This window comes from Paraburkholderia sp. J12, from assembly GCF_905220215.1.
In the GTDB taxonomy this organism is placed as follows: Bacteria; Pseudomonadota; Gammaproteobacteria; order Burkholderiales; family Burkholderiaceae; genus Paraburkholderia.
Genome location: NZ_CAJMZC010000002.1, coordinates 593,408 through 613,180 on the forward strand (window position 1 = coordinate 593,408; position 19,773 = coordinate 613,180).

General features: G+C 67.7%; 19 protein-coding genes. 6 read left to right on the forward strand and 13 right to left on the reverse strand.

What is annotated here, in order from left to right; genetic code table 11:
- Positions 1 to 30: 30 nt before the first annotated feature.
- Complete coding sequence (gene gshA / locus U5760_RS07710; protein WP_322010791.1) at positions 31 to 1,653, forward strand: glutamate--cysteine ligase; 1,623 nt, start codon at positions 31 to 33, stop codon at positions 1,651 to 1,653.
- A 156-nt stretch (positions 1,654 to 1,809) separates the two neighbouring features.
- Positions 1,810 to 2,274, forward strand: a complete 465-nt coding sequence (locus U5760_RS07715) for a hypothetical protein (protein ID WP_322010792.1) — start codon at positions 1,810 to 1,812, stop codon at positions 2,272 to 2,274.
- Positions 2,275 to 2,408: 134 nt separating this feature from the next.
- Here the strand turns inward: U5760_RS07715 and U5760_RS07720 are convergent, their stop codons facing one another.
- Positions 2,409 to 3,968 (reverse strand): DHA2 family efflux MFS transporter permease subunit, encoded by a 1,560-nt coding sequence (locus U5760_RS07720; protein ID WP_322010793.1) that lies wholly within the window; start codon positions 3,966 to 3,968, stop codon positions 2,409 to 2,411.
- Positions 3,969 to 4,065: 97 nt separating this feature from the next.
- The gene (locus U5760_RS07725) at positions 4,066 to 4,590 is read right to left on the reverse strand and encodes a MarR family transcriptional regulator (RefSeq protein ID WP_322010794.1); all 525 of its coding nucleotides are present in this window, start codon (positions 4,588 to 4,590) and stop codon (positions 4,066 to 4,068) included.
- Positions 4,591 to 4,829: 239 nt separating this feature from the next.
- On the opposite strand from U5760_RS07725, the gene U5760_RS07730 reads away from it, so the two are divergent.
- Together U5760_RS07730 and U5760_RS07735 are read left to right on the forward strand one after the other, a co-directional pair.
- A complete protein-coding gene (locus U5760_RS07730; RefSeq protein ID WP_322010795.1) occupies positions 4,830 to 5,180 on the forward strand; it encodes a hypothetical protein in 351 nt (116 codons plus the stop codon).
- A 201-nt stretch (positions 5,181 to 5,381) separates the two neighbouring features.
- A complete protein-coding gene (locus tag U5760_RS07735) occupies positions 5,382 to 6,965 on the forward strand; it encodes an efflux transporter outer membrane subunit (protein WP_322010796.1) in 1,584 nt (527 codons plus the stop codon).
- A gap of 40 nt (positions 6,966 to 7,005) precedes the next feature.
- On the opposite strand, the gene U5760_RS07740 is transcribed toward U5760_RS07735, so the two are convergent.
- From U5760_RS07740 to gspG, 8 genes are all read right to left on the reverse strand, one after another.
- Positions 7,006 to 7,785: a type II secretion system protein N gene (locus tag U5760_RS07740; protein WP_322010797.1), complete on the reverse strand. Its 780-nt coding sequence runs from the start codon at positions 7,783 to 7,785 to the stop codon at positions 7,006 to 7,008.
- A gap of 22 nt (positions 7,786 to 7,807) precedes the next feature.
- Positions 7,808 to 8,314, reverse strand: coding sequence for a type II secretion system protein M (locus U5760_RS07745; RefSeq protein WP_322010798.1), 507 nt, complete (start codon positions 8,312 to 8,314; stop codon positions 7,808 to 7,810).
- The gene (gene gspL / locus U5760_RS07750) at positions 8,311 to 9,717 is read right to left on the reverse strand and encodes a type II secretion system protein GspL (protein ID WP_322010800.1); all 1,407 of its coding nucleotides are present in this window, start codon (positions 9,715 to 9,717) and stop codon (positions 8,311 to 8,313) included. Before gspL ends, U5760_RS07745 begins: the two co-directional genes overlap by 4 nt.
- 34 nt (positions 9,718 to 9,751) lie before the next feature.
- Positions 9,752 to 10,858: a type II secretion system minor pseudopilin GspK gene (gspK, locus tag U5760_RS07755; RefSeq protein ID WP_322011080.1), complete on the reverse strand. Its 1,107-nt coding sequence runs from the start codon at positions 10,856 to 10,858 to the stop codon at positions 9,752 to 9,754.
- Between the two features lie 17 nt (positions 10,859 to 10,875).
- Positions 10,876 to 11,550: a type II secretion system protein J gene (locus tag U5760_RS07760; RefSeq protein WP_322010802.1), complete on the reverse strand. Its 675-nt coding sequence runs from the start codon at positions 11,548 to 11,550 to the stop codon at positions 10,876 to 10,878.
- On the reverse strand, positions 11,528 to 11,941 hold the full coding sequence (gene gspI / locus U5760_RS07765) for a type II secretion system minor pseudopilin GspI (protein ID WP_322010804.1): 414 nt from the start codon (positions 11,939 to 11,941) through the stop codon (positions 11,528 to 11,530). Before gspI ends, U5760_RS07760 begins: the two co-directional genes overlap by 23 nt.
- A 1-nt stretch (position 11,942) precedes the next feature.
- The gene (locus U5760_RS07770; protein WP_322010805.1) at positions 11,943 to 12,488 is read right to left on the reverse strand and encodes a GspH/FimT family pseudopilin; all 546 of its coding nucleotides are present in this window, start codon (positions 12,486 to 12,488) and stop codon (positions 11,943 to 11,945) included.
- Positions 12,489 to 12,591: 103 nt separating this feature from the next.
- A complete protein-coding gene (gene gspG, locus U5760_RS07775; protein WP_415914057.1) occupies positions 12,592 to 13,056 on the reverse strand; it encodes a type II secretion system major pseudopilin GspG in 465 nt (154 codons plus the stop codon).
- Positions 13,057 to 13,225: 169 nt separating this feature from the next.
- Here gspG and U5760_RS07780 point away from each other — a divergent pair, with 169 nt between their 5' ends.
- The gene (locus U5760_RS07780) at positions 13,226 to 13,639 is read left to right on the forward strand and encodes a hypothetical protein (protein ID WP_322010807.1); all 414 of its coding nucleotides are present in this window, start codon (positions 13,226 to 13,228) and stop codon (positions 13,637 to 13,639) included.
- 33 nt (positions 13,640 to 13,672) lie between these two features.
- Here the strand turns inward: U5760_RS07780 and gspF are convergent, their stop codons facing one another.
- Genes gspF through gspD form a run of 3 tightly spaced genes read right to left on the reverse strand, consistent with a single transcriptional unit; the run spans position 13,673 to position 18,808 of the window.
- Positions 13,673 to 14,890, reverse strand: a complete 1,218-nt coding sequence (gspF, locus tag U5760_RS07785) for a type II secretion system inner membrane protein GspF (protein ID WP_322010808.1) — start codon at positions 14,888 to 14,890, stop codon at positions 13,673 to 13,675.
- Between the two features lie 28 nt (positions 14,891 to 14,918).
- Positions 14,919 to 16,436, reverse strand: coding sequence for a type II secretion system ATPase GspE (gene gspE, locus U5760_RS07790; RefSeq protein ID WP_322010809.1), 1,518 nt, complete (start codon positions 16,434 to 16,436; stop codon positions 14,919 to 14,921).
- Positions 16,436 to 18,808 (reverse strand): type II secretion system secretin GspD, encoded by a 2,373-nt coding sequence (gspD, locus tag U5760_RS07795; RefSeq protein ID WP_322010810.1) that lies wholly within the window; start codon positions 18,806 to 18,808, stop codon positions 16,436 to 16,438. Before gspD ends, gspE begins: the two co-directional genes overlap by 1 nt.
- Before the next feature lie 513 nt (positions 18,809 to 19,321).
- On the opposite strand from gspD, the gene U5760_RS07800 reads away from it, so the two are divergent.
- A complete protein-coding gene (locus U5760_RS07800) occupies positions 19,322 to 19,768 on the forward strand; it encodes a lytic transglycosylase domain-containing protein (protein ID WP_322010811.1) in 447 nt (148 codons plus the stop codon).
- The last annotated feature ends 5 nt before the right edge of the window (positions 19,769 to 19,773 follow it).

Genomic DNA, 19,773 nt, shown 5'->3' on the forward strand with positions numbered 1-19,773 from the left:
GCGCCGCCGGCTTCCGCCCGACCAGCCTCAATGTCAGACACGACCTCTATCCGCACGAACGACGTCCTCGCGCAGCGCCTTGCCGTGCTGAGCGCCGGGCCGCACCGCGACGCGCTCGCACGCGGTCTGCGCGGCATCGAAAAGGAAAGCCTGCGGGTGACGCGCGACGGGCAGCTCGCAATGACGCCACATCCGGCCGCGCTGGGCTCGGCGCTCACACACCCGTCGCTGACGACCGACTATTCGGAAGCGTTGATCGAGATCATCACGTCGGCCGAGCGCGATCCGTCCATCACGCTCGAGCGGCTCGACGAACTGCATCGCTACGTCTATGCCGTGCTCGCGCGCGACGGCGAAATCCTGTGGAACGAGTCGATGCCGGGCCTCCTGCCCGCCACCGACGAAGGCATCCCCATTGCCGAATACGGCACCTCGAACATCGGGCGCCTCAAGCACATCTATCGCCTCGGTCTCGCGCTGCGCTACGGCCGCACGATGCAGTGCATCGCCGGCATCCACTACAACTATTCGCTCGACGAAACCGTGTGGCAGGTGCTGCACGCGCACGAGCACTCGCCGGCCACGTCGGTCGACTATCAGTCGGAACGCTATCTCGCGCTGATCCGCAATTTCCGCCGCACGAGCTGGCTGCTGATGTACCTGTTCGGCGCCTCGCCCGCGCTCGACGCGCGCTTTCTGCGCGACCGTCCGCATACGCTCGAAACGCTCGACAGCGAAACGCTCTACCTGCCGTACGCGACGAGCCTGCGCATGAGCGACCTCGGCTACTCGAACACCACGGGCCAGTCCGCGCTGCACGCCGACTACAACACCCTCTCCGGCTATCTCGGGGCGCTCGCCGAAGCGGTGAGCGAGCCGTATCCGCCATACGAGGCGATCGGCACGCACCGCAACGGCGAGTGGGTGCAGATCAACACGAACGTGCTGCAGATCGAGAACGAGTTCTACTCGACGATCCGGCCCAAGCGCGTCACCTATCCGGGCGAGCGCCCGCTTTCCGCGCTCGCTGCGCGCGGCGTGCAGTACGTCGAAGTGCGCTGCATGGACATCGACCCGTTCGAGCCCACCGGCATCGCGCTGCCGACCGCACGTTTTCTCGACGCCTATCTGCTGGCCTGCGCGCTGGAGGACAGTCCGCCGTTGCCCGCGGCCGCCGGCGCCGAAGCCAACGCGAACTTCGGCCTCGTCACGAAGGAAGGCCGCCGTCCGGGGCTGACGCTCCAGCGCGACGGCAACGACGTGCCGATGCTGGACTGGGCCGACGAACTCTTCGCGAAGATCGGGCAGACCGCTGCCGCGCTCGATGCGGTGCGCGGCGGCGACGAACATCGTCGCGCCGTGGCGGCGCAACGCGCGAAGCTCGCCGATGCGTCGCTTACGCCGTCGGCGCGCGTGCTGCAAACCCTGCGCGAGAACAAGCAGACCTTCCTGCAATTTGCGCTGGCGCAAAGCGAGCGTCATGCCGCGCATTTCCTCGCGCACCCGCTCGACGCGGAACTGACCGCGCATTTCGACACGCTGGCGCGCGAGTCGCTCGACAAACAGGCACGGCTCGAGCGCCAGGAAATCGGTTCGTTCGATGCCTTCGTCGCCGCCTATCGCGCGTACACGCTCAACCGCTTCAGCGTTTAACCGCCGCGCCTCGCCGAGCGGCGCCGGGCACCGGGCACCGCATTTGCGCGAAACGAAAAGCCCGCCCGCGCGGTCCAATACTTATCGACAATGATGGCCGCGCCCCGGTGCGTTGGTGCGCTCGGTGTGCGGCGCCCACAGGGAGGACTACCCGCAATGAAACGAACCCTGCTGATCCTGCTTTGCGCGACGGCAGCGGCCTGCTCCACGCGCGGCCAGGTGAATCCGGACGTCATGCAGATCGCCACGGCGCCGCTCACGTGCTCGGACAAGGCACAGTGCGATCTGTGGTGGCAGCGCTCGCAGGACTGGGTGCGCAGCCATTCGAAGTACGAAGTTCAGACGGCAACCGATACGCTGATCCAGACCTCGGGCCCGGGCGGCGGCAAGCGGCTGCTGGCCTACGAAATCACGAAGACGGCGAATAACGACGGCACCGCCACGATCGGTTTCGCGGCGCACTGCGACAGCTCGCTCGGCTGCAAGCCGAATCCGTGGGAGGCCGGCGCGGCCTTCAAGCAATACGTGCGCACGGGCGTCGATACGCCGCTGTCCGGAGCGGACGCCGACGAAGCGGCGGTACCCGCAGCCAGCGGCGCCCAGCCGGCTACCTCGCCCTGACGCAGCCTCTGGAATGCGGACGTGAAATTCGTCCGCATTCCGAATCAGTTCCTTGTCGCTTCAGGCAGGCTTCGACCGAGGGCCTGCGCGCGCCGCAACCATATCGCTGCGTCAAGGCTGCACCCGCGGGCCCGTCAATGCCCCATGGACGGGCCCGCGCCCTTTTGAGGCTTCGTGATCCACACGAGCACCGAAAGCACGAGAAACACCACACACGAGATGCGGAAGAAGTCGTTGGTCGCCATCATGTAGCCCTGCTGCGTGACGACCTCGTTCAGTTGCGCGGTCACGGCCTGGCCGGCGAGGCCGATGCTCGACAGCGTATCGCTATAGGCGTTGGTGTTCTGCGAATACTGGCTCACCGACTCCGAAAGCACGGCGTGGTGATAGATCGCGTCGTCTTCCCAGAACGTCGTGCTCACCGCCGTCCCGATCGCGCCTGAGAGCGTGCGCAGGAAGTTCGAGAGCCCCGAAGCGCTGGCGAGCCGTTCGTCGGAGACGCTCGAGAGCGTGATGGTCGTCATCGGCACGAAGAAGCACGCCACGCCGATGCCCTGCACGAGACGCGGCAGGATCACGTGGTTGAAGGGCACGTCGAGCGTAAACGTCGAATTCCAGATCGAGACGAACGCGAAAACAAGGAATGCGAAACTTGCGACCATGCGCAGATCGAGCCGGTGCATATTGCGTCCGATCAGCGGCGAGAGCACGAGCGCGAGCAGCCCCACCGGCGCCGTCGCAAGACCCGCGATGCCGGCCGTGTAGCCCATCACCGTCTGCAGCCAGAGCGGGAAGATGACCACCGAGCCGAAGAACGCCATGAAGCCGAACGAGATGATCAGCGCGCCGAGTGCGAAGTTGCGGTCGCGAAACAGCGAGAGATCGACGACGGGCTCTTTTTCCGTCGCCTCCCAGACGAGCATGAACGCAATCGACACGGCCGCCACGATCGCGAGCGTGACGATGAACTTCGAATTGAACCAGTCGCGATCCTTGCCGAGGTCGAGCATCATCTGCAGGCACGATACGCCGATCACCAGCAGCGCGAGACCCACCGCGTCGATGCGCTGCTTCGTGATCTTCGTCTCGCGGCCGCGCAGCAGCACGAACGCGCAGGCGCCGGAGAAGAGGCCGATCGGCACGTTGATGTAGAAGATCCACGGCCACGTGTAGTTATCGGTGATCCAGCCGCCCATCACGGGGCCGAAGATCGGTGCGACGATCACCGTCATCGCCCAGAGACCGAGCGCGAGGCCGCGCTTTTCCGGCGGGTACGAGCGAATCAGAATGGTCTGCGAGAGCGGCACCATCGGCCCGGACACGAGGCCCTGCAGAAGCCGGCACGCGATCAGCGTTTCGAAGTTCGCGGCGAACCCGCACGCCGCCGAGGCGATGGTGAACAGCACCACCGAAAGCGTGAAGAGCCGCACTTCGCCCACGCGTCGTGCGAGCCAGCCGGTGAGCGGCACCGCGATCGCGGAGGCCACCGAATACGACGAAATCACCCAGGTGCCTTCGCTGTTGGCGACGCCCAGGTTGCCGGAGATGGTTGGCACCGCAACGTTCGCGATGGAGGTGTCGAGCACCTCCATGAAAGTGCCGAGCGCGAGGCCAACGGTGAGTAGCGCGAGCGTGCCGCCGGAGAGCGGCAGGGGCTCGGCAGCGCCTGAAGGCGCCGTGGTGGAGGCGTTCATCGGTCGTGGATCCTCGTTCGTCGATCAATGCCGTGGCATTTTCTGCCCAGACAGTTATTGCGATGCAAGAAGGGCGCGGATTGCACCGGCCGCGCGCTTACGCTTTGTGTTCCTGTTGTGTGGCCAGCTGCTGTGCCGGGCAGCCGCTATCGCCCTGGCACAGGGCATCCGTGTCCGGGTCGTTGGCGATGAAGCGCTGCAGCAGCGAGACGAGCGTGGCGACTTCGTCGGCGGAAAATCCGCGCAACTGGTCGCTCAATACCTGGGAGATCAGTTCGGGCAATTGCTGCGCCGCTTCCCGGCCCAACGGCGTCAGGGCCAGTTCCACGACGCGCCGGTCGGCAAGGCTGCGCTGGCGCTCGAGAAAGCCCTTTTTCTCCAGCCGGTCGAGCATGCGCGTCATCGATCCCGTGTCGCACGACAGCACCCGCGACATCTCGTTGGGCGTGCGGGCGCGCTCGAACCACAGCAGCAGGATCACGCCGATCTGCGAAGACGTCAGCCCGAGCGGCGCCACGGCGCGGTCCATCCGCGTGGCCAGCACGTTACGGGCCGTCGAAAGGAAATAACCGAGGCTCGGCTCGGCGCCGATCCGGACGGGAACAAATGGGGCTTCACTCATGGCGCGAGGCGGGTTGGAGAAATCGGCGCAGCCGGCCGGATTGCCGGGAAACAGGATTTGCTGAATTTTAGCTGCCTAAGCAGCCAAGTCAATCCGGTAGGCAGTCGTCATCGACTGGACAAAAAACAACACGAAGATTGCTGCATTGCAAATCCGTTTGTCAATTGATTGCTTAGTCAATATTATGTCAGGCAACCAGTTCATTGCTCCCAATCCCTGATTCCGCTTTCGACCGCGCCATGCTGTATCTGAAAAATGCCCTCGGCGGCCTTGGCCGCTCCGTGACCGACACCGCCCGGCTCGCCTTCGCGCAAGCCGGCGCGGCCGGTCGCGCGGCGGGCTGGCGCAAGCTCGCGGTCTATGCGGCGATGTTCGTGCTGCCCGGCGGCTCCCTGGCCGTTCTGCTCTTCATGGGAGTGCAGCGCCTGCGGGCAAAGCACGCGCACGCATCGAGCGCGACGTCCACCGCCGTGGTCTGCGCAGGCCGCCAGGCCGCGTGCCGGGCAGCCTGCGCGGGCTACACGCCGCACACGCGCGCCGGCGCCTACGCGCTGAAGGCGCTGCGCCGCTGGCGCCGTAACGATGCGTAACCTGCGCATCGCCTGACGTAACACACCGCCACCCATCCTTGCATTACCCTTGCGCGTCCCGCGCAGCGCGCGGTGCGTGCGCTACCATTGCCGCGACACGCAACCCGCCATGCGCTACCGCGCGCCACGCCGCGCAGCCGGTCCCGAAGCCCATCGCAGTCGTACTCACGTCGTGACGGCTGCATCGACAGGATTGCTTGCATGCCTCGCTTCATCGTCCGTTCGTTCCGCTCGTTCCATTCGGTCTCTCCCGTTCGCGTGACGGCGCTCGCCTGCGCGACGGCCGCGCTGGCGCTCCAGCTCGCCGGCTGCGCCGTCGGCCCGAACTACCAGCGGCCCGCAACGGCGGCCATTCCGGCTTCGTTCAAGGAAGCGCCCGAAGGCTGGAAGGTCGCGCAACCCGCCGACGAAGCCGATCGCGGCGACTGGTGGACGATCTACGGCGACGCGCCGCTCAACGCGCTGGAAGACCAGCTCGACACGCAGAACCAGACCGTCGCCCAATACGCCGCCGCGTACCGGCAGGCGCGCGCGCTGGTGGGCGAGGCGCGGGCCGCGTATTTCCCCGTGATTAGCGCGTCGGCGGGCGCCACGCGTTCGCGCACGCCGACGCGCGTGAGCAACGCGAACGGCAGCTTCCCGAGCGGCACGATCAACAACAACTTCAATCTCGGCCTCGACGCGACCTGGGAACCCGACCTGTGGGGCAAGGTGAGCCGCACCGTGGCGGCGCAGGAAGCGAGCCAGCAGGGCGCTGCCGCCGATCTGGCCAACGCGCGCCTGTCGGCGCAGGCCACGCTCGCGCAGACATACTTCACGCTGCGCTCGCTCGACGCGCAGCAAAAGCTCCTCGACGACACCGTGCGCGCCTACCAGAAGACCCTGGCGCTCACCCAGAACCAGTACGCGCAAGGCGTGGCCGGCCGCGCCGACGTGATCCAGGCGCAGACCCAGCTTCAGTCGGCGCAGGCTTCGGCCATCGACAACGGTGTCGCGCGTGCGCAGAACGAGCATGCGATCGCCGTGCTGGTCGGCCAGCCGGCCTCCACGTTCTCGATCCCGCCGTCGCCGCTCGACGCCACGCCGCCCACCGTGCCGCTTTCGCTGCCCTCGGCGCTGCTCGAGCGGCGTCCCGACATCGCCTCGGCGGAGCGCAAGGCCGCGGCCGCCAACGAGCAAATCGGCGTGGCGATCTCGGCGTATTTTCCGTCGCTCACCATTTCGGCATCGGGCGGCTTCGAAAGCTCGGTGCTTTCGCAGCTTCTGCAATTGCCGTCGCGCTTCTGGACGCTCGGGCCGTCGCTCGCGGGGACGATCTTCGACGGGGGCCTGCGCAGCGCCCAGACCGAAGCCGCCCGCGCCGCCTACGACCAGCAGGTCGCCACCTATCGCGGCACCGTGCTGGCCGCGTTCCAGGACGTCGAGGACAACCTCGCGTCGCAACGCATCCTCGCGCAGGAAGTGAGCGTGCAGCAGCAGGCGGTGGAGTCGGCGCAACACGCGCTCGCCATCGTCGTCAACGAGTACAAGGTGGGCACGACCGACTACCAGAACGTGCTCTCCGCGCAGACCACGGCCTTCCAGGCGCAGCAGAAGCTCGCGAACCTGGCGGGCGAGCGCATGGTGTCGTCGGTGGGGCTCGTGAAGGCGCTGGGCGGCGGATGGAACGTGGCGCAGATGGATCGCGAGACAGGCGACATGAGCGCGCCCGCGCCGGTCCCGGTTCCGGTTCCGGCCTCCGGCGCACAAGGGCAGAGCGGGGCGCGCAACGGCGCCCCCGTTTAAGTGACATGGGCCGGGCGAGCGCGGGAAAACCGCGCGGCGCCTAGTGGACGAACGTCAGCGCGACGGTACCGGGGCCGGTAGGCCGGCCCAGCAGATTCAGAAGACCCGCAAGGTTGTCGCTCTGCTCGGGCGTGGCGCTCGCGGTGCCTTCGAACGACATCGAAGCACGCGAGAACGTGCCGTGCCCGTTCAAGAGCAGCGGCCCTTTCTGCGTCGTGAGATCGAGCGTCGACGAGGCGCCTTGCGCCTGCAGCACCACTTCATACGATCCGAGCGGCTTCACGAGCGAGACGCGCGAACTCATGTCCGTGAGCGAGACGGTGAGGCGGCCGAACGCATCCGTGCCGAACGTGCGCCACGGACTCCACGCGAGCCGCACGTTGCCGTCGAAGTCGAGCGTATTGAAGGGCGCGCCGAGCCCCACCAGCAGCGAAGCCGGCACGGCGATCGCGCCGGCCGTCACGGTGGCGCTCCTGAGCGTCGCGTCGACCTGAACCGGGTCGGGCATCGCCTCGCTCTGGCGCATCCGCATGCTGACGCGGCCGAGGAAGAGCGGCCAGAACGCCGTCTGCCATTCGATGCGACCCGGCAGCAGGGTCGCCCCCGTAGCGTCCTGGCCGGCAGCGAGCATCAGCGTGGCGGAACCCCGCCAGAGCGAGCCGGCGGGATCGATGAGATTCACGTGCCCCTGGGTCGCGCGCGCGAACTGCGGCGCGATCCAGGCGGCCGGCAGGCGGGCGAGCAGCACCGCGCCGCTCGAGATCGCGCCCACCAGAAGCCACGGCAACACGGCGCGCGCGCGCCGCATCCAGTAGGTCATGCAAAGGTCTCCAAAGTCGCGCTCACCGCGCGTTCGCCGGCTGCAGCGACGCGGTCAGATCGACCTGGCCATCGGTCTTGAGCGCGCTCATCTGCGCCTCGACCACCTGCACCTTGAACTGCTTGCGTACGTCGTCGAGCCAGCCCGTGAAGGCCGGGAACGACGCGTTCTTCATCTGCACCTGCACGGTCGTGCCGATCAGTTGCACCTGCGCGCCCTGCAGGCCGTGATCGGCAAGCGACGACGTCAACGCATCCTTGAGCGCCTGGCCGTCCGGCGCGACGCTCGCCGCCGCGCCCGCGAGCGCGCGCGCTTCGTCGGCTTGCGCCGTCATCTGCGCGAGTTCGCGCTTGAGCCCCGGCAGGCGCTCGTGCAGCTGGGCGCGGCCGTCCGCAGCCGGCGCCCACAGCACCGACCAGCCGATCGCCACGGCGAGCACCGCGCCGCCCCAGGTCAGCAGCATCTTTTCGCGCGCCGAACGCGCTTCCCAGAATTCGGCCCAGGCGCCGCTCAAAGCCGTTGTGTTCACGATGCGCTCCTGATCGTCCAGTTGCTGCCGTTGCCGCCATTGCCGCCGCTGCTGTCCACGGCGCCCGTCAAACCATTGCGGGCGAGCCGCGCGGTGAGGCCCGCATCGACGTTGACGCCTGGCTTGAAAGTCACGTCGAGGCGCCGGTCGTGATAGTGGATCGCGGCGATGGCGTTCGGCGGCACGGGGCCGAGCGAGCGTGCGAGGCCATCGGCGAGCGCGAGGAAATCGCCGGGCGAAGGCTCGCCGGCGGCAAGGCGAAGCTGCTGCAACTGGCGCGTCATCTGGCCCGCCGGATCGAGCACGACCGTCGTTTTCGGAAAGGCATTGAGCAGCAACTCGGTCATCTGCGCTTCGATCGCATCGCGCTGGCGCGCGAGCATGAGCCACTGCAGATTCGCGCCGACGATCGCCACGACGATCGATGCCGCAACGAGCAGGATCGGCAGGCGCAGGCGGCGCAGCGCGGCGCGGTCGAGGCGCCACGGCTGCGAGGCGAACTCGAACTGGCAAAGATCGAAACGGCAGGCGAGCGCACGCCGCGCGAGCGTTTCGAACGTGAGCGGCTGCGCGCCCGGCAGTGGCGCCATCCAGGCGTTCGCTGCCCGCGCAGCACCGGCCGGTTCGCCCGGCAGGCCGGTGAGCACATAGAGCGTCACCGGCGCGTCGCCGGCCAGCGCCGCGATCGTGGCGGCCGCGCTTGCGGCGGGCACCGCGAAGCCTTGTGCCGTCGCGCCGCGCACGATCGCGAGTTCGAGTGCCGCGCCCGGCGCCGCAAACGCCTGATCGGGCGCGCCGCCCGCGAGCAGCGTGGGAGCCGTCGAAATGACCGGGCCGAACACGCAGGCAATCACCGGTTCGACGGCCGCAGCAGGCGAGGACTCGGCGGATCCCGCGGACCCCGACGACGCCGTGGATGGCTCCACTTTGACCTGCTGCGCTTGGGCGGCCCCGGCAGCCTCCGGCTGCGGCAGACAGCGCGTGACGGGCACGGCGCGCAGGTTGCGATGCCCCGCAGCCGCAAAGCCCTCGACCAGAAAGCGGAACCAGCCGCGATCGATCGCCGCGACGACATGCCGGCCGTCGGCAAGCGCCCGCGGGTCGAGTGCGAGGTGACAGGTCTGCGGGTCCTGGATCAGTTGATCCTCGACGACGTTCGGCAGGGCCTGGCGCAGCCGCGGCCCCTTGAGCGGCGGCACGCTTGCCTGCACGTTCAGGATGTCGCGCGCGGCGACAAGCAGGACCGTGGCGGACGCCCGCGGCAAGAGGGTCAGCGCCGCGCGGCCCGCGCGCTGCGTGTTGCCCGCCTTGTCGAGCAGCAGGAACGGCAGTTCCGGCAACTGCCATTCCTGCGAGTGGACCGCCGGGTCTCGGGGCGGCATCAGGACGATCAGCGTGCTCAAAGGCACCTCGTTTCGATGTTGGACTGAATCGGTTTCATGGGTCGTCGCTTACGCGCACCACACGCGTCGTATGGGTGAGCGTATCGCGCCAGACGAGCGTCGTGCGGTCCACCTCGGCGCGTTCGTGATCGACGCGCCCGTGGACCAGAAAATAACTCGTGTTGACGTCGCACAGCGTCGTGTCGATGGCCGCCTGCGGCACACCCGAGCCCTGCAAGGCGAGCTGCACGTCGCCCACGTTGCGAAAGAACACGCTTTGGCGCCGCGCCACGAAGGTCTGCGCGCTCGAGAGGCTCATGCCCGGCACGATCGCCGCCACCACCTCCGCGCTCGCCGTGTTCATGTTCACGGGCGTGGTGGTGGGCAGGATCGTCACGAAGGGCCGCAGCCGCGCGAGCGCCTCGGGCGTGAAGCCCGGCACGTCGAGCAGCGCATCGACGTTCGTCATCAGGAGCGGGGCGACGCCGCTGTTGTCGTTGCTGTCGTCGAGGCCCGGGTTGTCGGTGAAGGTCGCGCCGCCCGCCGCACCGCCCACGGGCGGCTGGGCGGCAGCCGTGGCGCCGGCGGTCGTGCCGGTCTGAAAGCGCGTAGCCGAATACGAGAGGCCCGCACGCAGATAGACCGCCGTGTTCTTCGCGAGCGAGGTGTCGAGCCCGAGCAGTTGTAGCAGGCGCGCAAAAGCCGCGACTTGCGTGACGTTGAGCTGGAGCGCACCCGGCGCCGGACTCGACACCAGATTGCGCAGATTGAAGCGCGCCTGCGCGTCTTCGATAGAGCCAGAAAGGTAGGTGGCCGCGCCCTGTTCGGCGCGCACGTCGCCGATCTGGCCGAGGAAGTCCGACAGGCGCGTGCGCGCGACCGGCACGCCCCAGGCGCCGCCCAGATACGTGACGGTGGGCGACGTATCGGCTTCCGAGCGCAGCACGAGGCGGGTCCAGTCGAGCGTGCCGCGGGCGATCCACTGCGCCTGCGCGATGAGCCGCTGGTTTTCGATACGGCGCAGTTGCACCTGCTGGCGCCACAGCATGCCCGAAACGAGGATCGCGGAAAGCGCCACCACGAGCAGCGCCGTGATGATGGCCGCGCCGCGCCGCGACGCGCGAGGCCGCAGTCGCAGCGGACGAGGAGAGGGGATCGGCATGCGTCCGGTCGGCATGGTCATTCCCCTACCAGGAAGACCCGCGTGACGGGCCACTGCAACGACGTGGCGCCCACGCGCACTTCGAGCCCCGTCACCGAGCGCGGCAGCGGCGCGTTGCCGAGCTGCGGCACCTTGAGGTTATTGATGTTGGCCGTGAGCTGCGCGCGCACGTCCTGCATACTCGACGTCCAGCCGACTTTCGGCACGTAGAGCCGCGCGCTGATCGAGCCCACGCCGCCCATCATCGGCAGCGCGTTCCAGTCGCCGCTTTCGCCGCCGCGCAACGCGCGCCGCAATTCGCCCAGATTGGCGATGGGCGGCGAGGCATAACGCACCACGCGTCCCTCGGTCACGCGATAGCGCACGACCTGGAGGCGCGGCGCCGTGCCCGGCGGCACCGCGAACGCGCGCACGATCTGCAGCACGCCGCCGTCCAGCGAAATCGCGGCGGCGCCCGCTTCGTCGTCGGAGGCCGCCTGGCGGCAGTCGATGCGCATCTGGTCGAACATCTGCGCAAACACGCGCTCGTCGGCCATCGCACGCGTGATCGTGTCGCGGCCGCGCATGATCTGGTCGAGCCCGCGCCACGACAGGATCGCCACCACGGCCAGGATCGCGATGGCCACGAGCAGTTCGATCAGCGTGAAGCCGCGCGCGGTGCGCGCACGGTCACAGCGAGCGGTTCGTCTCATTGGCGAGCACCGTGACGAGTTGCGCGAGATTGCCGGCGCGGCCCGGTGTCGTCACCGAGACCTCCACGCGGCGAAACACCGGATTGGGCGTGGCGCTCACCGTCTCGACGCAGGTGAGCCGCAGATTGGCCTGCGAGCAGTCGAACCGCTGCTCGCCGAGGTCGGGCCAGCTGTGCGCGAGATGCAGCTGCGCGAGCGCGTTGTCGGCGCTCCAGCCTGCGAGCAGCCGGTCATGCAGATCGGCTTCGCTCGCGGCGAGACTGCCCACCGCGCGCAGCGAGGCCGCAAGCGCAATGGCGACGATCGCGAGCGCCACCAGCACCTCGATCATCGTGAAGCCGCGCGTTCCGGCCGCGCGGGCCGCGCCATGATGGCGTGCAATGGGCCGCATCTCAGCGCACCTCGAAGCGGCCGCTGCCGGTGCCGACGATGGTCGCGCGCCCGACTGCGGAATAGAGCGTCACCTGGACCGGCACGTCCACGGCCTCGGTGCCGAAGACGAGACGATTGGCATGCGTGTCGTCGCCGCCCGGGTAGGCGATCGAGACGCCGGTCACGCCGCCTTCCCAGCCGCGCGGGCCGAGCAGGTCGTCGCGCAGCGGGCGCCAGCCGTCCTCGGTTCGCACATCGAAGCGAAAGCCGCCCGAGACGGGCTGCCACGCGATGGGCCGGGCGCGCACCTGCGCCTCGTCGCCCGCCGTTTCGAACAGCAGCGCGAGACGCTGGGCTTCCTCGTTGAGATCGGTGCGCGGATTGCGCGACAGCGAGAGCGACGCCAGCGAGATCAGGAGCCCCGCGATCAGCAGCACCACCAGCATTTCGAGCAGCGTGAAGCCGCGCGTGCGCGCACCTGCGCGCGCGGCGCCGGTGGGCGTCGCGCGGGGCGTGTAACGAGGCGTGTAACGAGGCGTGTAGCGAGGCGGGAAAGTCTGGCGCATGATGCGTGGCTTGCAGCAACCTGGAGGGCGGCGATCCTGAAGAGCAGGGCGGGCAAGCGGAACCTCGCGGGATTCCCGGGTCTGCCCGCCGCGCCAGGCCGCGTTACTGCCAGGACCCGATATCGGCGTCGTTGCCTTCGCCTCCGGGCTTGCCGTCGGCGCCGTAGCTGAACACGTCGATCTCGCCGTGCACGCCCGGATTCAGGTACTGGTACGGATTGCCCCACGGATCGTTCGGCAGGCGTTCGAGATAGCCGCCGTCCTTCCAGTTGTTCGGCACCGGGTCGGTGGTCGGCTTCTGGATCAGCGCCTGCAGACCCTGGTCCTGGGTCGGATAGCGGCCGTTGTCGAGCCGGTAGAGCTTGAGCGCCTGCATCATCGTGCCGATGTCCTGGCGCGCGGCGACGCGACGCGCCTCGTCGGGGCGACTCATGATCTTCGGCACGATCAGCGCGGCAAGGATGCCGAGAATCGCGATCACGACCATGATTTCGATGAGGGTAAAGCCGCGGCGGCGGCGGGCGCGCAACCCCTCGATTTCAGCACGACGTTGAACCCACATGGACATGGCTTGCTTCCCTCCTGGCAATTGAACGTCGCGGCGCCCGTCCCGGCGCCGCATTCCACCCTACGTGCAGTCAGTCACGTGGCGGGTCATTGTAATGTCACGCGGTGACGGCTTTCGGGCATACCCGCACGCCGTCGAAAAATTCACAATACTCCGTACAATGGAGCGCATGAACGCCCTGCAAATCCGACTCCTCTCCCTCGCCGCATTCGCGGTGTTCTGCGCCACGGCCACGTGGTGGGGGCTCACGCTCGCCACCAGCCGCGCCACGCCGACCGAAGCCGCCGCGGCGCATGCCCCCGTTTCGCTCGACCAGGCCGCCACGCTCTTCGGCGGCCGGCTCGATCACAACCCGGTGCAGGACATCCACCTCTTCGGCATCCTCGCCCTCCAGCAGGGCGCGGCGGCCATCGTGAGCGTCGGCGGCGACCCGGCGAGAGCCATTTCGCTCGGCGGCCCCATCGGCCAGGACGCCCGGCTCGCCGAAGTGCGCCCCCGCTCGATCGTCATCGACCGCCACGGCGTGCACTCCGAAATCTTCCTGCCGGCCAACGCCGCCGGGCCCACCATCTACGTCCGCTAACCCATCCGCGCACGCCTCGTCCGCTAGCGAAAGCTACTGGACGAGGTTGTTCAGCTCGATGATCGGCAGCATCACCGCAAGCACGATCACGAGCACCACGCCGCCCATTGCGAGAATCAGCAGCGGCTCCAGCAGGCTCGTGAGGAACATCGTGCGGCGCTCCAGCTCGCGCGCCTCGCCTTCGGCGGCGCGGTCGAGCATGGTCGTCACGTCGCCGGTCGCCTCGCCCGAGCGGATCAGGTGCACGAGCACCGGCGGAAACGTCTTCGTATTGCCGAGCGCGCGGGAAAGCGACGTGCCTTCGCGCACGCGCACGATCGCTTCATCCACGTTGGTGCGCATCGCGCGGTTCGAGAGCGTTTCGCCCGCGGCCTGCAATGCGCGCAAAATCGGCACGCCGGCCGCGGAAAGAATGCCGAGCGTGCTCGCGAAGCGCACCGTGTTGTAGCCGCGCACGAGCTTGCCCGCGAGCGGCGCCGTGAGCACCCAGCGATCGAACGACAGCCGCGGCCCGGGCTGGCGCAGGATCGCGCGCACGATCCACACCAGTATCGCCACGGCGATCAGCACCGCCCACCACCAATGCCGCACGAAGCCGGAGAGCGCCATCATCACGATGGTGAGAAACGGCAGCTCCTGCTTCGTGCTCGCGAACACGTTGACCACCTGCGGCACCACGTAGCTCAGCAGGAACGTGACGATGCCGAACGCGATGATCGTGACGATGGTCGGGTAGGTGAACGCGAGAACGATCTTCTGCTTGAGGGCGTTGCGCTGCTCGATGTAGTCGGCCAGCCGCGAGAGCACGATGCCGAGCTTGCCCGTATGTTCGCCCGCCGCCACCAGTGCGCGGTAGATATCGGGGAAGTCGCGCGGGTGCTGCGCCAGCGCATTGGCGAGCGAATGGCCGCCCAGCACCTCGGCGCGGATCGCCGCCATCAGTTCGCGGATGTAATCGCGCTCGGCCTGCTCGGTGAGCACCGCGAGCGCTTCGCCGAGCGGCAGCCCCGCTACCAGCAGGCTCGCAAGCTGGCGCGTGAGGATGGCCTGCTCGCGTTGCGAGAGGCGCCGGCCGAGCGCGAGGCGCTGCTGGCGCGCGCCGCGCGTGCGGCTCGCCGCCGGCTCGACCACGAGCGGCGTGAGCCCCTGGCCGCGCAGCTGCGTGCGTGCGCTGCGCGCGCTGTCGGCTTCGAGTACGCCTTTCTGGGCCTTGCCCGCGGCGTCGATCGCTTCGAAACGGAATGCCGGCATCTTGCTTGAGCCTCTCTTCTTCGATGCCTTACGCGCCGCCGGTCACGCGCAGCACTTCTTCGAGCGACGTCGTGCCCGCGTCGAGCCAGCGTTCACCGTCTTCGCGCAGCGTGCGCATGCCTTGGGCGCGGCCGGCCGCGAAAATTTCCGCATCGGCTGCATTGCGGTGGATCAGTGCGCGAATCGGTTCGTCGATCAGCAGCAGTTCGTACACGCCGCGCCGTCCCGAGTAGCCCGAATGACCGCAACGCTCGCATCCCACCGGATGCCAGCGCGCGCGGCCATCGTCCTCGGTACGCTCTTCCTTGCATACAGGGCACAGCTGCCGCACGAGCCGCTGCGCGAGCACGCCGAGCAGCGACGACGCGAGCAGATACGGCTCGACGCCCATGTCGGTGAGACGCGTGACGGCCGAGGCCGCGTCGTTGGTGTGCAGCGTGGCGAGCACGAGGTGGCCCGTGAGCGAGGCCTGCACGGCGATCTGCGCGGTTTCGAGGTCGCGGATTTCGCCGATCATGATGATGTCCGGATCCTGGCGCAGGATCGAGCGCAGCGCGCGCCCGAACGTCATGCCGATGCGCTCGTTCACCTGGGTCTGGCCGATGCCCGAGAGGTCGTACTCGATCGGGTCTTCGACCGTCATGATGTTGGTCGTGGCCGTCTCCAGCCGCGACATCGACGCATAAAGCGTGGTCGTCTTGCCTGAGCCCGTGGGCCCCGTGACGAGCACGATGCCGTGCGGCTTCGCGATCAGCTGGTCGAACTTGCCGAGCGTGTCAGCGGCCATGCCGAGCGCTTCCAGATTCAGGCGCTGCGCGTCCTTTTCCAGGAGACGCAGCACGGCGCGTTCGCCGTGGCCGGTGGGCAGCGTCGACACGCGCACGTCCACGGGGCGGCCGCCCACGCGCAGCGTGATGCGGCCATCCTGCGGCAGCCGTTTTTCGGCGATGTCGAGCTGCGCCATGATCTTGATCCGCGAGATCAGCGCGCCGTGCAGCGCTTTTTTCGGGCGCACGACGTCGCGCAGCGTGCCATCCACGCGAAAGCGCACCACCGAGGCGTTCTCGAACGGCTCGATGTGGATATCGGAGGCCTGCTCGCGCGCGGCCTGGGTGAGAAGCGCATTGATCATGCGGATGATCGGCGCGTCGTCTTCGGACTCCAGCAGGTCTTCCACTTCGGGAATATCCTGCATGAGCCGCGACAGGTCGACTTCGCCTTCCACTTCGCCCACCACCTGGGCCGCGCTGCCGTCCTGGCGCGCGTAGGCCTGGTTGATCGCTTGCGCGAGCTCGTCGGCGGCAATGCGCACGAAACGCACGGCGCCGAAATTACGCGCAATTTCGGCGATGGCGGCGCCGCTCGTGCGCTCGCTGATCCACACTTCGAGGCCGTCGGCCTGCTGGTGCGCCACGAGGATCTGGCCGCTCTTCGCAAAGCCGTACGGCACGAGACGCGCCGCGAGCGGCGAGGGCGCCTCGCGCACGGCGTGTTGCGCCTGCGCCGTCGCCGGCAATGCGCTGCCAGGCGTTCGCGGCGTACTCACTATTGCACTCCCGGCGAAGTCAACAAAGGTTGCGCAGGCAACGTCTGCACCGGCACGGCCGGCTGGGCGGGCTGCATCTGCGCGGCGCCGGCGGACGTGTTCGGCACGGCATAGGTGTTCACGCCGGCCGCGGCGCCCGGCGCGGCCCCGGCGCCACCCGCCGGCGCGGCGGGCAGCGAGCGCAATACCTGTTCGCGCCGCATCTTGTCGATATCGAAGAGGTTCAGCGCGGAACCGCCTTCGGCCGGACCCACCGGCATGGGCGGCACCACCGGATCGTCCTTGTCCTTGATCAGGTTGTTATCCGACTGGTAGGCCCCCGTCACGCCCTGGATGTAGTCGTAGCGGTTCGCCGTCACCGCTTGCGCCGTGTTGCGATCGTTGATGATCACCGGGCGCAGGAACACCATCAGGTTGGTCTTCGAGCGCGTCTTGTTTTCGGAGCGGAACAGCTGGCCGAGCCACGGAATGTCGCCGAGCAGCGGCACCTTGCTGTTGCTGACCTGGTAGTTGTCCTGCATCAGGCCGCCGAGCACGATGATTTCGCCGTTGTCGGCCAGCACGGTGGACTGGATCGAACGCTTCGTGAAGTCCGGGCCCGCCGGGTTGGTCGACACGTTGGTCGTGCCATTCACGATCGCCGAATCTTCCGTATAGAGCTGGAGCTTCAGGATGCCGCCGTCGGTGATCTGCGGCTTGATGTGCAGCGTGAGGCCGACATCGACGCGATCATAGGTGTTGAAGGCCGTGCCCGTCGTGCCGCTCGTGAGGTTCGAGTACGAGCCGGTCTGGATCGGCACGTTCGTGCCGACCACGATCTTCGCTTCCTGATTGTCGAGCGTGATGAGGTTAGGCGTCGAGAGCACATTGGCGTCGGCCGACTGCGAGAGCGCCTGCAGCAACGCGCCGAGTCCCTGCACGCCGAAGATGTTGTGCACCCAGCCAACGTTCAGGCCCTGCTGCAAGGCCGGATTCGCGGTGGCGAGCGCGCCGGCGAGGCCGCCGGTCGCCGCCGCTGCGGTCAGGTTGACGATGTTGTTCCCGGAGCCGGCGGCAAGATTGGTCCCGGCAAGCAGCGAGCCCGTGCCGATCTGCCACTGGATGCCGAGATTGGCGTTCGTATTCGAATTCAGCTCGACGATCAGCGCCTCGATATAAACCTGCGCGCGGCGTGCGTCGAGCTGGTCGATCACGGCGCGCAGGTTGCGGTACACCGGGTCCGGCGCCGTGATGATGAGCGAGTTGGTGGGCGCGTCGGCCTGAATCATGCCGCCGCCCGAATTGTCGTCGCCTTTGTCCTTGTCGCTGCTGAACGGCGCTTCGTTGCCGCCCGAAGACGTGCCGCCCGAGAGCGGGTTGCTCGACGAGGACGAGCTGCCGCCGCCCAGCGAGTTGGGCAGCGGCGGCGTGCCGGCCATACCCGTCGAGGTGCCACCACCGCCGCCACCGCCGCCGCTACCGTTCTGATTGAACGAATCCGCGCTGTTGCTGGACGACGACGAATCGTTCCCCCCCTTGCCCAGCATGCCGCGCAGCGTCTTCGCGAGTTGCACGGCGTCGGCATTGCGCAGCGGCACGACGTGGATGTTGCCGGGCATGCTGGTGGGCGCGTCGAGCTGCTTCGCGAGCTGGGTCGCGGCAGCAAGCCGCTGTGCGTTCGAAGCGCGCAGCATCAGCGAGTTGGTGCGCGGGTCGGCCACCACCGAAACCTTCAGCGAGGGATCCGAGGCGCCGATTGCGCCCGGATCGAGCATCTTCGAGATTTGCGGCGCGATGTCGAGCGCATTGGCGTTGTGCAGCGGCACGACCTGCACCTGCTGGCCGGCGGCCGTGTCCACGCCCGCGATGATCGAGGCGATGCGGCGCACGTTGTCGGCGTAGTCGGTCACGACAAGCGTGTTGTTCGACGGGTAGGCCGCAATCGTATTGTTCGGCGAGATGAGCGGACGCAGCACCGGCAGCAGGTTATTGGCCGACTCGTTCTTCAGCACGAACACCTGCGTGACCACCTGGTCGCCGCGCGCGACGGGCGCGTTGCCGACGTAGGTGGGCACGCCCTGGAGCTTGGCGTCGGCCTCGGGCACGACCTTCAGCACGCCATGATCCTGCACGAGCGCGAAGCCCTGCATGCGCAACGCCGACTGCAGCGTCTTGAGCGCCTGGTCTTCGGGAACGGGGTTCTCCGAGACGAGGTTCAGCTGCCCCTTCACACGCGGATCGACGATGATGGTTTTGCCGGTCGCGGCGCCAATCGCGCGCGCCACCTGGTCGATGTCGGCATTGACGAAATTGAGCGTCACCTGGGCGTGCGCGAGCTGCGCCGAGATGAGTCCGCTCACGAGCAGCGCCGTGGCGACGCGACGCAAAGCCATACGATTTCTTCTCATGGATGTCATATCGAAGCCGGCGGCGGACACCCCCGGCCATTCGTGCGTGTTTGTGCGTGTTCGTGCGTGATGAACGAACGGCTGGCGCTGCCGGCCGCTCCGGTTGCCGCCTTGTGTCCCCTCGGCACCCCGATGATCAGCAAAAAAACGCAACAGTAGCAGCTTTTCGTGTCGAAAATGTCACAAGAAAAGGACGTCTGGGGTTTTCTTCTAGTGGTCTTGCATAATCCCAAGTAATTTGTAAGGTATCCGACGACGGGCCCGGCACTTTCCTGCGCTCCGCTGCCTCTTCCCGATCTCCTCCGATCCGGCAAGCCATCGTCCGGATGGACACCCTGCCTTGACGCGTCATAAGCGGCCGGTATGATACGGGCGATCCTCGGGCACGCGAAAGCAGTCCACGCCGGCCGTGCCACAAGGGTCATGCCGTATCAGGAGTTTCCCTGGCTCTGTGGCGTTCCTGCCCGCAATGCCTTCGTCCGTTTTTGCTCGCCGCCTATGAAGAAGGTCTGGTCCCGTTCGCTTGCCGCTGCCGCCACGCTCGCGCTGGCCGGTGTCAGCACGCTCGCGCGCGCCGACTGCTTCGACGAGGCCGCCCGCTACCAGAAGGTCAATCCGCTGATCCTGCGCGCGATTGCCTGGCAGGAATCGCACAACCACCCGGACGCAGTACACAGGAATGCTAACGGTTCCACCGATTACGGCATCATGCAGATCAATTCCGTGCATCTCGCCAGGCTCTCGCAATACGGCATCTCGCAGAGCACGCTGATGGAGCCGTGCAAGAACGTCTATATCGCCGCGTGGCATCTGCGCCAGCAGATGAACAAGTACGGCAACACCTGGGCCGCGGTGGGGGCCTACCATTCCGAAACGCCGACGCTGCGCGACCGCTACGCGCAGCAGATCGCCGATATCCTTCGGCAATGGAATTTCCTCAAGTAGACCGC